Here is a 13,882-nt window from a genome sequence, read left to right as displayed (position 1 = left end):
TCCTATCTTACTTTTCTAGTTTGATTGTAAATTAATTTTAGCTTGGTCAAAAACTGCTCAACCTGACTCATATCATTTTCCAGATCTAGACTTAGGCGCACAGCTGACTGCGCCTTATCTTTGTCCACTCCCATGGCAATCAAGGTGCCTGCAGGTTTTCCAGCCTTGGACGAACAAGCAGAGGTCGTTGAAATGAAAATATCATAGTCTTCAAAGGCATGGACGATGACTTCTCCACGAACACCCTTAATCCCAAAAGTCAGAATATGAGGGGCGAAGTCATCCTCATCTGAAAAGACAAAAATATCTGGATAATCCAGAAGAGCTTGGCGAATGACTGCTTTCATCTGGCTTGTCTTAGATATAAACAGGTCTAGCTTTTCCATAGCCAATCGGAGAGCTTTGGCAGTCGCTGCAATCCCTGCCACATTTTCAGTTGTCGAGCGATAATCGCGCTCTTGACCACCACCTGTTAAAAGAGGCGTGATTTTCTTGCCTGACTTGATATAGATAAATCCAACACCTCGAACTCCGTGAAACTTGTGACTAGAGAAAGTCGCAAAATCCACTCGTTCTGTCAGATATTTTTCAGTCGGAATCTTGGCAAGCGCCTGAACCGCATCCACGTGGAAGGAAATGGTCGGCTTGTCTGCCAAAAGTTCTGAGATAGCCTCAATAGGTTGGATAGACCCAATTTCATTGTTAACTGCCATGATGGAAACGAGGGTCGTATCAGGTCGAATCAAACTTGCTAGAGCCTTGACATCTACAAATCCTTTCTCATCAACTGGGGCAATATCCACCTCAAAACCTTGACTTTTCAGCCAGAGTGCTGACTCCTTGACTGCTGGATGCTCAATAGCTGATACGATGATGTGCTTGCCAAACTGGGCTTTTTCAAAGGCTACACCCTTGATGATCCAGTTATCTCCTTCTGTTCCACCAGAGGTAAAGAAGATTTCGTCACTTTTCTTACCAATCAAATCTGCAATTTGCTGCCGAGAAGCATCTAAGATTCGTGTTGCCTGGTCTCCCAAACGATGGAGACTAGACGGATTTCCTACAATTTTCGAAGCGACCTGCATATAGGTCTCTAGAGCTTCAGTATAAGGCTTAGTTGTCGCCGAATTATCAAAGTAGATCATATTTTCTCACGCTTTCTAAAATCACTCCCTCTATTGTATCACGAAAAGAGACCTGCGACAAGAAAGGGAAGTTTCTCTTTTTTTAAGATTTTTTTAAAGAAATGAGGTATAATAAATCATAATCAAAGGAGAGTATCATGTCTAACTATCGTAGAACTTCAAAACCAAAAACAGAACATATCAAAAAGGGATTCACTGTCTTTCAAAAAACGATTGCTACCATCGGTAGTATCCTTGGTCTGATCACCGCTAGTATCACCATCATGAACGCTATGGATAATAATAAAAACAATAAGAAAGAGCCTACAACAACCCAAACAACTGTTGTCAAGGAAATTCAAAAGGAATCCCCTCAGGAAAATACTACACCTAACAAGGACAACACTTCTACTAAAGAAAATAGCCCACAAGAAGAAACTTCTCAATCCAACAAGAAAGAGGAGAAAAAAGAAGAACAGAAAACAACAACTCAGGACTCTTCTACACCTGCTACAAATAAAGAAACAAGCGATAACAAAGCACAGTCAAATACGACGAGTTCTGAAACTAAAACGAACCAGTAATCACAAAAATAGCTTCTTTCCAAATTTGGAAAGAAGCTATTTTTTTATTGTTGCAATACTTTTCGTGGTTTGGTTCCCTCAGCTGGACCGATAACACCTGCCATTTCGAGTTCTTCCATAAGGCGGGTCGCACGGTTAAATCCAACCGACAAACGACGCTGAATCATCGAAGCGCTAGCTTTCTGGGTTTCGATAACCAAAGCCTTAGCTTCTTCAAAAAGCGGATCGCCACCAGCTTCACCGTCTGAGAAATCTCCTTCATTTTCAGGAACATCTCCTGGGTCAAAGCTTTCATCGTAGTCCGCATCCGCCTGAGCCTTGATGAAGTTTACGATGCGTTCAACATCATCATCTGAGATGAAGGATCCTTGCAGACGGACTGGATGATTTTCATCAATTGGTTTAAAGAGCATGTCTCCTCGACCAAGCAATTTTTCAGCTCCATTTTCATCCAAGATGGTTCGTGAATCTGTACCTGATGAAACTGCAAAAGCCACACGAGAGGGGACATTAGCCTTGATAAGACCAGAGATAACATCAACCGATGGCCGCTGCGTTGCGAGAATCATGTGAATCCCTGCAGCACGCGCCTTCTGTCCGAGACGAATGATGGCATCTTCCACTTCCTTGCTAGCCACCATCATGAGGTCTGCCAACTCGTCCACAATGACAACAATCAAAGGCAGGGGTACTTGTTTGTACTCAGATTGGCTATTAAATTCTTCGACCTTGGCATTGTAACCAGCGATATTTCGCACACCAACCTTAGCAAAGAGTTCATACCGGTTTTCCATCTCATCCACCACCTTTTGGAGAGCCTTGCTGGCCTTGCGTGGATTGGTCACAACTGGAATCAAGAGATGGGGAATATCATTGTAAACAGACAACTCAACCATCTTAGGATCGACCATCATAAACTTGACCTGGTCGGGTCTTGCCTTCATGAGAATGCTAGCGATAATGCCATTAACTGCGACTGACTTCCCTGATCCCGTTGAACCTGCAACAAGTAAGTGGGGCATTTTGGAAAGGTCAAAGGTACGAGCAGTTCCATTGACAGCCTTACCTAGAGGAATTTCGAGGAGATTTTCTGGTTTAGTCTGAGACTGTTCCCAGAGTTCACGGAAGGAAACGGTCGCAATTTCAGAGTTAGGAACCTCAATTCCGACTAAGGATTTACCAGGTATTGGAGCCTCAATCCGAACATCCTTGGCTGCTAGAGCTAACGCTAAGTCGTCAGCCAGATTGGAAATGCGGTTAACCCGTACACCAACTGCTGGTTTGACTTCATACTTGGTCACTGATGGTCCAATTTCAGCCCGTTCAACTGTTACCTTAATACCAAAGCTGGCAAATGTTTCTTCTAGGATTTTGATATTTTCTCGAACAATCTTCTTTTCCTTGGACTGATCTTTGGGTTTATCTGGCGCAAAGAGTTGCAAGCTTGGTAGCTTGTATTCGAGGGCTTCCTTAGCAGAAAAATCAACCTGCACCTCTTCATCCTCAAAGTCTTCTTCCACATCTGAAACTTCTAAGTCAGCTTGAGGAAGGATAATCTCTGGTTCAATCCATTCTTCCTCAGGAATTGGTGGGAGATCGTAGACTGGTACCTCTGATAAGATTTCTCCCGTTTCAGTATCTACAGGAGGAAGCGGTAGGGCATCCTGTTCTTCTTGTTCTCTCTGAATTCTGGCTGCTTCTTCAGCTTCTTGACGAGCCTTTTCTTCTTCCCTCTTGATAAAGCGTTCCTGTTTTCTCTGTTCCTGTTTTTCCATGAAGGATCTGAACTGAGCTCCAATAAAGGCTGCAACATCATAAATAGACCAAGGACTAACCAAGAGTGCCCCAACTAGAATCAAGAGAACTCCAATAAAGTAGGAGCCGATATTTGAGAAAAGAAAGGCAATGGGGATATAAAGTCCAACACCAAGCAGGCCTCCACCAGCGAAGCTAGTCACCCGCATACCAGTCAGGTCCGTCATAACTTGAGACAAGGTTCCTTTTAAAACTGACTGCTCCAAGCCATATTTCCATACCAAGTAGGCCTCAAAAATCAAGAGCAAGCCAGCAAAGATACAAAGAAATCCTGACAGAAGCCCCTCCTTCTTGCGTATCCATTTAAAAAGAAAAAGATAGATGAGGAGGGCACCTATAGCCACGTAGGCCAAACTTCCGACCACCAGTCGAATGAGATTATAAAGAGTAATACCAGCCGCGCCGAGTTTGAGGGCTGCAATAATCAACAATAAGGCAATTCCTAAGGAAATCAACATCCTCTGAATAGCCTGTTTTCTTTCGAGTTCTGCTTTAGACGGTCTTCGTCTTGTTTTTGTAGTATTCTTGTTTGCCATTCTTTTATTATACCATATTTCACAGCCATTTCGAACAGAGAAAAAGATTGCACCAAATGGTAACAATCTTTCTATTCTGATCCTTTTTATGCTTGTGGTTTGCGTAGGTAACCATAAACCACACCACTTACAATCGCACCAATCAAGACAAAGACAAGGTAAAGTAGAGCATTTGAAGTTAGGGCGATAACGAAGATTCCTCCGTGTGGTGCCATGAGTTTGATTCCAGCAAGACCAACGAGTCCGCCTGCTACTGCTGAACCAAGGATGAAACTTGGGATCGCACGAGCTGGGTCGGCTGCACCAAATGGAATCGCTCCCTCAGTGATAAATGACAAGCCCATGATGATGTTTGTCAAACCAGAGTTGCGTTCTTCTTTGGTAAATTTATCTTTGAAAAGAAGGGTTGCGACAAAGATAGCAAGAGGTGGCACCATTCCTCCAGCCATAACTGCTGCCATGGCTACAGAACCACCTGAAGAAACAGTCGCTGCAAGCGTACCTGTACCAAAGACATAAGCAGCTTTGTTGACTGGTCCACCCATGTCAACAGCCATCATTCCACCAAGAACGATGCCAAGAAGGACAGCTGAACCTCCTCCAAGACCGCCTAGAAAGTCATTCATAGCAGTGTTGATTGCTGCCATTGGAATGTTAACAGCCAACATAACAAATCCTGTCAAGATTGTTCCAAGAAGTGGCAAGAGAAGGATTGATTTAGCACCTTCAAGTGAACGAGGAACTTTAACGTATTTCTTGATAGCAAGAACCAAGGCACCTGCGATAAATCCACCAACAAGGGCACCTAGGAAACCAGATGATACACCTGCAAGAGTTGAAGTTGCTTCACCACCTGCGGCATAAGGAATTTTACCAAAGGCAAAACCTTCTTTAGCAATAGCACCTGCCACGAAACCTGCTACCAAACCTGGTTTTTCAGCAATAGAGTAGGCAACATATCCTGCAAAGACTGGGAGCATCAAACCAAAGGCCGCTCCACCAATTTTCATGAACATAGAAGCTAGCTCATGGTAGGATCCGAGATTGCCAAGACTATCTTGTGGCACACCCAAAGCACCATCAATCAAGAAAGCAAGGGCAATCATGATACCACCACCGATAACGAATGGCAACATTTGAGATACACCACTCATCAAGTGTTTGTAGAAGGCACCACCGATGCTTTGTTTTTCAGTAGTTGTTTCTGACGCTTTTGCTCCATTAGCAGCATGGTAAACTTCAGCATCTCCTGAAAGAGCCAAGTTGATCAATTCTTCTGTCTTACGGATACCGTCTGCAACTGGACGATTAACCAATGGTTTGCCGTCGAAACGATCCATCTCAACAGCCTTATCTGCTGCGATGATAACTGCTTTAGCCTTACGGATGTCCTCTGATGTTAGTTGGTTCCCAACACCGCTGGCACCGTTGGTTTCTACCTTGATCCCAACACCCATTTCGGCGGCTACTTTTTGAAGGGCTTCTTGGGCCATGTAAGTGTGGGCAATACCTGTCGTACAAGCTGTAACAGCTACGATAAAGTCACCAGATTCATTGGCAGGTGCTTGAACAGGTTCCTCAGCTTTTTCTGAAGCTTGGTTAAATAGTTCGATAACTTGATCTGCAGATGTTACTTGACGAAGTTTGTCAGCGAAACCGTCTTTCATCAAGTATTGAGACAATTCTGCCAAGGCTGCCAAGTGAGTATCATTGGCACCTTCCGGAGCTGCAATCATGAAGAAGAGGTCTGTTGGTTGCCCATCCAAACTCTCATAGTCAACCCCCTTGTTTGACTTGGCAAAAAGAACCGTTGCTTCTTTTACAGCAGAGTTCTTGCTGTGGGGCATAGCAATTCCGTCACCCAAACCAGTGGAAGTGAGAGCTTCACGCGCTAAAATTCCCTCTTTAAAGGTTTCAACATCCGTCACATAACCATGATCTACTAAGCTATGAATCATCTCTTCGATAGCTGCTGTTTTTTCAGTCGCCTGCAAATCCAGCAACATGACATCTTTTCTCAATAGGTCTTGAATTTTCATCGTTTTTCTACCTCAACTTTTTCATATGTTTCTTTAATAAATTCCGCTGTTGCCAAGTCATCCGAAAAGGTAGTTGCCGTTCCACAAGCCACTCCCCATTTGAAGGCTTCTACTGCGTCTTTAGATTTGACAAACTCACCTGTAAATCCAGCAACCATAGAGTCGCCAGCTCCGACTGAATTTTTGACTGTTCCCTTGATAGGTTTGGCAAAGTAAGCTCCCTCAGATGTGACAAGGAGGGCACCATCCCCAGCCATGGAGATAATGACGTTTTGAGCTCCTTTGGCCAGTAACTGACGAGCATAGTTCTCGATTTGGTCCAAACTTTCGAGTTTCACTCCAAAGATAGCTCCAAGCTCGTGATTGTTTGGTTTAACCAAAAGTGGCTGGTAGTCCAAACTATCAATCAATGTCTGTCCTTCAAAGTCACAAACCACTTGCGCACCAGTCTTGCGTGTCAAGGCAATCAAATCCTTGTAGATGACATTTCCTAGATTTTTAGCACTCGAACCCGCAAATACAACCGTATCTTCTGCTGTCAGACTTGAAAGAATGGCTTTTAACTCTTCAAGTTGTTCGGGCTCAACATTTGGACCAGTCCCATTGATTTCTGTTTCTTGGTCTGCTTTAATCTTGACATTGATACGAGTATCTTCTGCTACTTGGACAAAACGTGTCTCGATTTCTTCCTCTGCAAGGGTATCTGTGATAAATTTACCAGTAAAGCCTCCGATAAATCCAGTTGCTGTATTGGGAATATCTAAACGTTTCAAGACACGACTGACATTGATTCCTTTCCCACCAGCAAACTTATCATCACTGTCCATACGATTGACACTGCCGACTTGAACTTGGTCCAAGCGCACGATATAGTCTATGGATGGATTAAGTGTGACTGTATAAATCATACTTCTATTACCTCCGTTTTCTTCTTAATAGCCTGCAAGAGCTCATGCCCTTGACTTGTGATGATAATAGCGCGTTTGAGAGGTGCTACCTTGGCAAAGCAAGTTTGACCAATCTTTGACGAATCCACCAAGACATAGGTTTGTTTGGCATTCTCCAAAATAGCACGCTTCACGGCTCCCTCCTCCATATCTGGAGTCGTATAATAACCATCGTCTACACCATTCATCCCGATAAAGGCACGGTCAAAGTGCAATTGATTGATTTGGTTAAGAGCAACGCCCCCGATACATGCATCTGTTGCCATCTTGACACTTCCTCCAACCATGACAGTCGAAATCTGTTTTTCAACCAACTGAACCGCATGGTGAATGGAGTTGGTCACAACTGTGATATTCTTATTAACCAATTCCTTGATTAAAAAAGCAGTTGTCGTTCCAGCATCAATAAAGATAACATCTTGTTCCTTGATAAGAGAGGCTGCTTTTTGAGCCAGTAGCTTCTTCTCTTGAAGGTTTTTGACAGATTTTTCTTGAATGGTCTCTTCTTCCTGCAAGGAGTGTGGCAATTCTGCTCCTCCATGCACACGGCGAAGCTTGTTTTCCGCCTCCAACTCATCCAAATCTCTTCGTACCGTTGATTCTGATGTTTCTAATAGACTAACCAACTTTTCTAGGGAAACTACATGATGTTGATTTAACTCCTCTAAAATCAGTTGCTTCCGCTCAGTTTTTAACACCTAATCACCTCCTGTTATCGTTTACACTATTCATTCTAGCACAATTTCTATCAAAGTCAAGCATTTTTTATCATTTTCTTTCAAATTCTATCATTTTTCTCATTTCCAAAATTTTTATTGCAAGATAAGAGCCTTTATGGTAGACTATTTGAGTAAGTATTGGAAGATTACTCAAGAGGCTTAAGAGGCCGTGTTGGAAACGCGGTAGGCGTGTAACAGCGTGCGTGGGTTCGAATCCCATGTCTTCCGTAGAAAAGAAAAATTATTTTGGGGATACGACAAAAATGTTGTATCCTTTGTTGTATCCTTTTTTAAAAAAGAGGGTCTGTTTTAGGGTCTGCCTTTTCTGCAAAAGAATGCCAAGGAATACCAAAGACAAAAATAAAAAACGTTGATTTATGATCTGCACCCCAAAAGTTAGACAGAAAAATCTAACTTTTGGGGTGTTTTATTATGAAATTGAGCTATGAGGATAAAGTTCAAATCTATGAACTAAGAAAACAAGGACAAAGCTTCAACCAGCTTTCAAATAAATTTGGGATAAACAATTCTAATCTTAGGTACATGATTCTAGTCTTTTAGAAATGATTTCTACATCTGAGTCGTCCAGTTTCAACTGGTCGGCTTTTTGATTTAAACGAGCTTCGACGGCTTGGTTAATTTCGTGCCATTCTCGTTTTGTAAACTGGCCTCTGAATTTTAGAAATTCATATTAGTTTTTCTTTCATGGTTTACCTCCTTATCTAAATTCATCTAAGCTGATTTCCAGTGCATCAGCGATTTTGCACATATTTGTCCACGACATTTCTTTTAATCTTTCAGCCTTAAGGTTTGAAAAATTGGATGGATGGACACCCGATTCCTTAGCCAAGCGATACATCGACCAGCCTTTTATTTTTAATTGTTTTTCAATTTTATTCCACATTTAAAACACCATATGTTGTGTTTTTTAAACACATCAAATCCTTTTTCGTACTATATGTTGACAAATAAAAACATTTGCATTATAATATATTTTGACTAGGGCCTCTCACCGTTTTAGTCAAAAATTTAACAGAAAGAACGAAATAATAATTATGGACCTTAACCAATTTCAAGACTTCCTTCCTCTTGTTACAGGATTTTTAGGAGGAGCTACTTCAGCCGGTGCGTTCGCTGGACCTATTCAAACATTACAAGATTGGTGGTATATCAATTACGGCCACAACATTTCTAGCCGAGCAGCCTTGTTGAAAGCAACCCATGAAGCAAATGTAGAAAAGTTAAAGAACGATATCTTGCAAGAAGTGGCAACCATCCCCCCAGAGAATGTTCAAGACCCATCTATTAAGATATTAGGCCCGGCACTTGATGCTTCCAGATACTATATTGAAGAAGAAGAATTACGAAAAATGTTTGCCAAAATCATTGCTAGTTCGCTCGACAATCGCAAAAGTGAATCAATACACTCGTCCTTTGTAGAAATCATAAAACAATTGGATGTGTTGGATGCGAAGATACTAAGTTTCTTAAAAAAGGAACAAATAGGTGTACAAGCAGCAGTACCAACAATGCACATGTACAGAAAGTCAGAGAATGGCACCCGAACTGTTTTCCCTCTCATCTTTCTAACTGAAGAGTTCTATGATTTTCAAAAGAATTCTATTTCCTTGGTTAATCTAGAAAGACTTGGACTTATATCAATTAAAACTGATACTTGGCTATCACACGAAAGCAACTACGACTTCATAAGAAATCATCCTATAACCGTAGGCATATTAAAAGAATTTCCTGATATAATACTTGATAGATCATGTTTTACGATTACAGATTACGGGAAAAACTTTATTGACGTTTGTGTTGTTGAATAAGTTGCAAAGTTTCGCTTGCCGTTTTTCTATACAACAAATTAGTTTCAAATAAATACTTTTTTAGTATGGCATTCACTTGAAGTGAGTGCCATTTCATCATTGTATACGAAACTACAAACGACACAAGAAACGATGCTAGAATTAACTCTATCATATATTTTCTCCTTTCTCTGTTTGCTCTTGGTTTTTCTTATTTCCTTGAGCTCGATTATAGTTTAACACGTTAAACAAGAAATGTCAAGCGTGTTAAACAAAAAAAATTACTTTTTTTATTTAAAGGTGTATAATGGATTAAACAATATATAGAAAGGAACTTTTTATGAAGTTAGGAGAATTACTAAAATCATATAGAACGGAGCACAAGTTATCGATGGATGCTTTTTGTGAATTGTCCGACTTAACGAAGGGATATATTTCTATGCTTGAAAAGAATGAACATCCGAAGTCAAAAAAGCCCATTATCCCATCTTATGAGACGATAGAAAAAATTGCAAAAGGTATGCAAATTTCTGTAGAAGCTTTAATTGATAAGCTTGATGATGATCAAGAAATTCAAATCAATTCTACTCCTCCTCATCTAAAATCCATATCTATCACCCACCCCCTCCCAGATGCTCCAGATTCGCTCACACAGCAGATAACGGATAAGGTAGTGCAATTAACCACTCCAAACAAAAAAATCGTTCTACGGACGTCTGAGGAACTTTTGGAAAATCAAAACGAAGAAAATACGAAGATAAACGAAGTATCGGAGATCATTCAGTTATATAGTTACGACTACTACGACCATCCAGCTTCTGCAGGTACAGGCCAGTATTTGAACGATGTACGAGTTGAACAGATTGAGTTGCCAGTGGATGTTGATGCCGACTTTGTTATTCCAATCAAAGGGGACTCTATGGAGCCAGACTATCAGGACGGTGATTTGGTATTCATTCGGACAAGTGTAGAGTTGAATGACGGTGTTATCGGAGTATTCAACTATAACGGTGATGCTTATATCAAGCAACTTGTTATTGATGAAGAACAGGCTTACCTACATAGCTTGAACCCTGCGTACAAGGATATGCCAATCACACCAGAGACCGACTTCCGAATTATCGGCGAAGTCGTGGATATTTATAAGGTTTAAAAAGATGTGCAATCACTGAATCACATTAGAGAGGTTTTTAATATGGGAATATTTAATTTTTTATTTGGAAGTAAAAAACAAAAAGAGTCGCGACAAATTTCTGTTATCATTCCCCAATCTAAGGAGTTTGACTACTATCGGCCCGAATATTTCAGGATACTAAACTCAAGACCTAATATGCATGAAATTTATGGGAGGGGATTTGATTTCCCAAAATACAACGATAGATTTATAACTCAAGAGGGATATCCTCTTAGAGAGTTATTGCTCTTGGTTTGGTGGGGTAAAACAAAAAGTGGAAGAAAATCGACTATCTCAATCCCTCAATATTTTTTCTATGATTACAATTTGAACGCTGAAAAAATAACAAGAAAATTCAAAGATAAATCCTTACTTTATGATGATGACGGTAAAACGCTTTTGACCGAGGAAGGAAAGGTTATTGCTGACAAATACTCGTCACTATGGGAGATACACTCAGCTAAAGAATATCCAACAAATCTTGATATTGACTTTCCAACATGGGACAAAAATAAATTTGATTTAATGATGTGCCAAATGCAAATAAGATATCACAGCGAATACGCTAATTTTTGCAAAGAATTAGTTAATTATTTCAACTCCCTAAATGCGCCAACAAGCGCTTTAGAAATTCACAATGAAATAAATCGCTACATAAATGAAATGAATAGTAATTTAGCAAGAGTGAATGATCTGAAAGAAAAATTGATCATCTTACAAGATAGAGTAGACGAAATATGACAAAACAAAAAAGCCCCACGCTCTCAAAGTTTGGCGACTACGAGAGTGAGGCGATCTGTATAGTAAATGGCATTAAAAAGCCCTCTTTACTATACCCATTTTATCAAGAAATGAGGTAAAAATCAATGGAAATCAAGTCTTATAAAAAGAAAAACGGTGAGACGGCTTATGGTTTTAGAATATACATAGGAAAAGAAAACGGAAAAGACAAGTATATTAAACGTAAAGGATTTACCACAAAAGCAAAAGCAAGGGCAGCACTACTTCAACTTCAGGACGATATTGAGAGTGGCGAGCAAACCAGGAAAGAAATCACAGTTGAGGAGATTGCTAAAAAGTGGCTCAAAGATTATTCTGAAACTGTACAAGAAAGCACCTACATCAAAACATCTAGGAATTTCAAGAATCACATCTATCCAGCTTTCGGAAAACGAAAAATAGCTACGATAACACCGCTCCAAATGCAGGAACAAGCCAATGAGTGGTCGAAGAAACTAGTCTATGGTCGTAAGCTAAAGGGCTTGATGAATAATGTTTTCAAATACGCAATAAGGCATGGCTACATTGAAACAAATCCAGTCGATAGCGTGATTACATCAACAAGAAAGAAATCAGATAACAAGAGCGACTTTTACAGCAAAGACGAACTTCAAAAGTTCTTGAAACTTTTTGCTAAGACAAAGGATATAGAGAAGATAACTCTATTCCGTCTTCTAGCCTTCACAGGCGCTCGAAAAGGGGAGATTTTAGCCCTTGAATGGAGTGACTGGACAGATAATACTCTGGACATAAATAAGGCTATTACAAGGGGGTTTGGAGACGAAGAAATAGGTAATACCAAAACGGTCAGCAGCAATAGACTGATTAGCCTGGATAAAAAGACAAAAAATATTTTGAAAAAATGGAGAAAACAAAATCCAAATACCAAATATATTTTTGAAAATGAATTTAAGAAACCAATTCCAAGCACTCTTCCCAGAAAATGGCTTATCAAAATTGTTGAAGGAAGCGACCTGCGTCCAATCAAAATCCATGGATTCAGACACACGCATGCTAGCCTATGCTTTGATGCTGGTATGACCTTGAAGCAAGTCCAACATCGTCTAGGACACTCTGACTTAAAAACGACCATGAACGTTTATACTCACATAACCAAGCAAGCCAAGGACGATATCGGAGAACGATTTGCAAATTATATTGATTTTTAAATACGACAGACCTTCTTCAAAAAGAGGGTCTGTTTTAGGGTCTGCCTTTTCTGCAAAAGAATACCAAGGAATATCAAAGGCAAAAATAAAAAACGTTGATTTAACAACGTTTTACCAAGGAATGCGAAAGAATGCAAAGGAATAATGGAGCCGGTGGGAGTCGAACCCACGTCCAAACACCTGCCAACATATTTGTCTACAACCATAGGTTATGTATTGTTTTAACAGTCCCTCGACACATAACTCAAGCCTAGGAACTGCGAGTCTATCAATCTCTTATCAAACCACTAGACAAGGCTTGATCGTATCTCGCTAATCATAAGACCTGTCATTGAACACGAGCAATCCAAATCAGGTCACGCCTGCTGGTTTTTAGGCAGCTAAAGCGTAAGAAGTGTTATTTTTTGCAGTTATATTTAACTGAGCGTTTACGTCGCCACACGGGTTGCAAAATATGCCTCATAATGCCTGTCGAATCCGTAACGACCCCAAAAGACAATAAAACCATTATACCTTATCTAAATCAAAAATGCAAAATTAAGTCGATTCTTTAGAAAAGATATGTTTTCAAGGCTTCTGATAGGGCTTGATAACCAGCTACACTTAGATGAAGGCCATCCGTTGTATAGGCTGATTGAAGCTGTCCTTCTGAATCTGTCAAACTATCATAAACAGGCACAAAATCTACCTGCATATAGGCAGATGCCAGAGCCTCATAGGCTTGATTCCACTCCCTAATCTTTTCATTGGTACGAATATAAACTGTCTGCTTGTATTCTTTTCCTTCATTGACTGGCAGAATAGAAACAAGCTTTATTTGTGACAGCGGATAATCTCGGGCAATTGATTGAATCACACGCTCAAGATTATCCAAGGCTTCATTCATAGGAACATCTTTTCCAATATCATTTGTCCCAATTAGGAGAACAATTTGATCCACAGCGTCACCATAAAGATGGGCATCCAAATTCTCTAATAACAATCTCGTCTGGTAGCCTCGGATGCCCCGATTAACAATCGCCTTGGCAGCCCCAAACAACTCTTGAAGGGGGTAATACTCCACAATCGAATCACCAATAAAGATGATATCTGGCTCTAGAACAGAAACTTGATTCAATTCACGATACTTGGTTTGAATCTTTGCCTGCTCTTTTAGGAGCCAATTTTCTAATAACTGTACTGCCACC

The 13,882-nt window shown here is 40.4% G+C and carries 12 protein-coding genes, 1 tRNA gene, 1 other RNA gene and 1 pseudogene; 7 read left to right on the top strand and 8 right to left on the bottom strand.

What is annotated here, in order from left to right:
• Positions 1–2 precede the first annotated feature (2 nt).
• Positions 3–1,145 (bottom strand): cysteine desulfurase family protein, encoded by a 1,143-nt coding sequence (locus tag BLS46_RS00760; RefSeq protein WP_093584756.1) that lies wholly within the window; start codon positions 1,143–1,145, stop codon positions 3–5.
• A gap of 137 nt (positions 1,146–1,282) precedes the next feature.
• Between BLS46_RS00760 and BLS46_RS00755 the strand changes: the two genes are divergently transcribed.
• Positions 1,283–1,708 carry a DUF6556 family protein gene (locus BLS46_RS00755; RefSeq protein ID WP_093584753.1) on the top strand — a complete coding sequence of 142 codons (426 nt, stop codon included), beginning with the start codon at positions 1,283–1,285 and terminating at the stop codon, positions 1,706–1,708.
• 44 nt (positions 1,709–1,752) lie between these two features.
• On the opposite strand, the gene BLS46_RS00750 is transcribed toward BLS46_RS00755, so the two are convergent.
• The 4 genes from BLS46_RS00750 to BLS46_RS00735 form a co-directional block, all read right to left on the bottom strand.
• The gene (locus BLS46_RS00750) at positions 1,753–4,059 is read right to left on the bottom strand and encodes a DNA translocase FtsK (RefSeq protein WP_093584750.1); all 2,307 of its coding nucleotides are present in this window, start codon (positions 4,057–4,059) and stop codon (positions 1,753–1,755) included.
• Positions 4,060–4,145: 86 nt separating this feature from the next.
• Complete coding sequence (locus BLS46_RS00745; protein WP_093584747.1) at positions 4,146–6,098, bottom strand: PTS fructose transporter subunit IIABC; 1,953 nt, start codon at positions 6,096–6,098, stop codon at positions 4,146–4,148.
• Positions 6,095–7,006: a 1-phosphofructokinase gene (gene pfkB, locus BLS46_RS00740; protein WP_093584744.1), complete on the bottom strand. Its 912-nt coding sequence runs from the start codon at positions 7,004–7,006 to the stop codon at positions 6,095–6,097. Before pfkB ends, BLS46_RS00745 begins: the two co-directional genes overlap by 4 nt.
• Positions 7,003–7,743, bottom strand: coding sequence for a DeoR/GlpR family DNA-binding transcription regulator (locus BLS46_RS00735; protein ID WP_093584741.1), 741 nt, complete (start codon positions 7,741–7,743; stop codon positions 7,003–7,005). Before BLS46_RS00735 ends, pfkB begins: the two co-directional genes overlap by 4 nt.
• A 161-nt stretch (positions 7,744–7,904) precedes the next feature.
• Between BLS46_RS00735 and BLS46_RS00730 the strand changes: the two genes are divergently transcribed.
• Positions 7,905–7,992 (top strand) — tRNA-Ser (locus BLS46_RS00730).
• A gap of 204 nt (positions 7,993–8,196) precedes the next feature.
• Positions 8,197–8,313: pseudogene (locus BLS46_RS09780) on the top strand (fucose isomerase); the annotation flags it as partial.
• Positions 8,314–8,482: 169 nt separating this feature from the next.
• Here the strand turns inward: BLS46_RS09780 and BLS46_RS00725 are convergent.
• Positions 8,483–8,668: a helix-turn-helix domain-containing protein gene (locus BLS46_RS00725; protein WP_093584738.1), complete on the bottom strand. Its 186-nt coding sequence runs from the start codon at positions 8,666–8,668 to the stop codon at positions 8,483–8,485.
• Between the two features lie 151 nt (positions 8,669–8,819).
• Here BLS46_RS00725 and BLS46_RS00720 point away from each other — a divergent pair, with 151 nt between their 5' ends.
• From BLS46_RS00720 to BLS46_RS00700, 4 genes are all read left to right on the top strand, one after another.
• Positions 8,820–9,593, top strand: a complete 774-nt coding sequence (locus BLS46_RS00720) for a DUF4393 domain-containing protein (RefSeq protein ID WP_093584735.1) — start codon at positions 8,820–8,822, stop codon at positions 9,591–9,593.
• A gap of 319 nt (positions 9,594–9,912) precedes the next feature.
• On the top strand, positions 9,913–10,725 hold the full coding sequence (locus tag BLS46_RS00710) for a helix-turn-helix domain-containing protein (protein WP_093584729.1): 813 nt from the start codon (positions 9,913–9,915) through the stop codon (positions 10,723–10,725).
• 42 nt (positions 10,726–10,767) lie between these two features.
• On the top strand, positions 10,768–11,487 hold the full coding sequence (locus BLS46_RS00705; RefSeq protein ID WP_093584726.1) for an SNARE domain-containing protein: 720 nt from the start codon (positions 10,768–10,770) through the stop codon (positions 11,485–11,487).
• Between the two features lie 125 nt (positions 11,488–11,612).
• Entirely contained in the window at positions 11,613–12,695 is a 1,083-nt protein-coding gene (locus BLS46_RS00700; RefSeq protein ID WP_093584723.1) for a tyrosine-type recombinase/integrase, read from the top strand.
• 142 nt (positions 12,696–12,837) lie between these two features.
• Here BLS46_RS00700 and ssrA read toward each other — a convergent pair.
• Both ssrA and BLS46_RS00690 read right to left on the bottom strand, forming a co-directional pair.
• Positions 12,838–13,185, bottom strand: a transfer-messenger RNA (tmRNA) gene (gene ssrA, locus BLS46_RS00695).
• Between the two features lie 60 nt (positions 13,186–13,245).
• Positions 13,246–13,881: an SGNH/GDSL hydrolase family protein gene (locus tag BLS46_RS00690; protein ID WP_093584720.1), complete on the bottom strand. Its 636-nt coding sequence runs from the start codon at positions 13,879–13,881 to the stop codon at positions 13,246–13,248.
• Position 13,882: the final 1 nt, after the last annotated feature.

This window comes from Streptococcus sp. NLAE-zl-C503 (assembly GCF_900104285.1).
Lineage (GTDB): Bacteria > Bacillota > Bacilli > Lactobacillales > Streptococcaceae > Streptococcus.
This window is presented reverse-complemented; position numbering and strand designations above follow the sequence as displayed.

What these genes read in the sequence shown, in the direction of transcription:
- BLS46_RS00760 (WP_093584756.1), bottom strand. Translation starts at nt 1,145, where the DNA reads ATGATCTACTTTGATAATTCGGCGACAACTAAGCCTTATACTGAAGCT.
- BLS46_RS00755 (WP_093584753.1), top strand. Translation starts at nt 1,283, where the DNA reads ATGTCTAACTATCGTAGAACTTCAAAACCAAAAACAGAACATATCAAA.
- BLS46_RS00750 (WP_093584750.1), bottom strand. Translation starts at nt 4,059, where the DNA reads ATGGCAAACAAGAATACTACAAAAACAAGACGAAGACCGTCTAAAGCA.
- BLS46_RS00745 (WP_093584747.1), bottom strand. Translation starts at nt 6,098, where the DNA reads ATGAAAATTCAAGACCTATTGAGAAAAGATGTCATGTTGCTGGATTTG.
- pfkB (WP_093584744.1), bottom strand. Translation starts at nt 7,006, where the DNA reads ATGATTTATACAGTCACACTTAATCCATCCATAGACTATATCGTGCGC.
- BLS46_RS00725 (WP_093584738.1), bottom strand. Translation starts at nt 8,668, where the DNA reads ATGTGGAATAAAATTGAAAAACAATTAAAAATAAAAGGCTGGTCGATG.
- BLS46_RS00720 (WP_093584735.1), top strand. Translation starts at nt 8,820, where the DNA reads ATGGACCTTAACCAATTTCAAGACTTCCTTCCTCTTGTTACAGGATTT.
- BLS46_RS00710 (WP_093584729.1), top strand. Translation starts at nt 9,913, where the DNA reads ATGAAGTTAGGAGAATTACTAAAATCATATAGAACGGAGCACAAGTTA.
- BLS46_RS00705 (WP_093584726.1), top strand. Translation starts at nt 10,768, where the DNA reads ATGGGAATATTTAATTTTTTATTTGGAAGTAAAAAACAAAAAGAGTCG.
- BLS46_RS00700 (WP_093584723.1), top strand. Translation starts at nt 11,613, where the DNA reads ATGGAAATCAAGTCTTATAAAAAGAAAAACGGTGAGACGGCTTATGGT.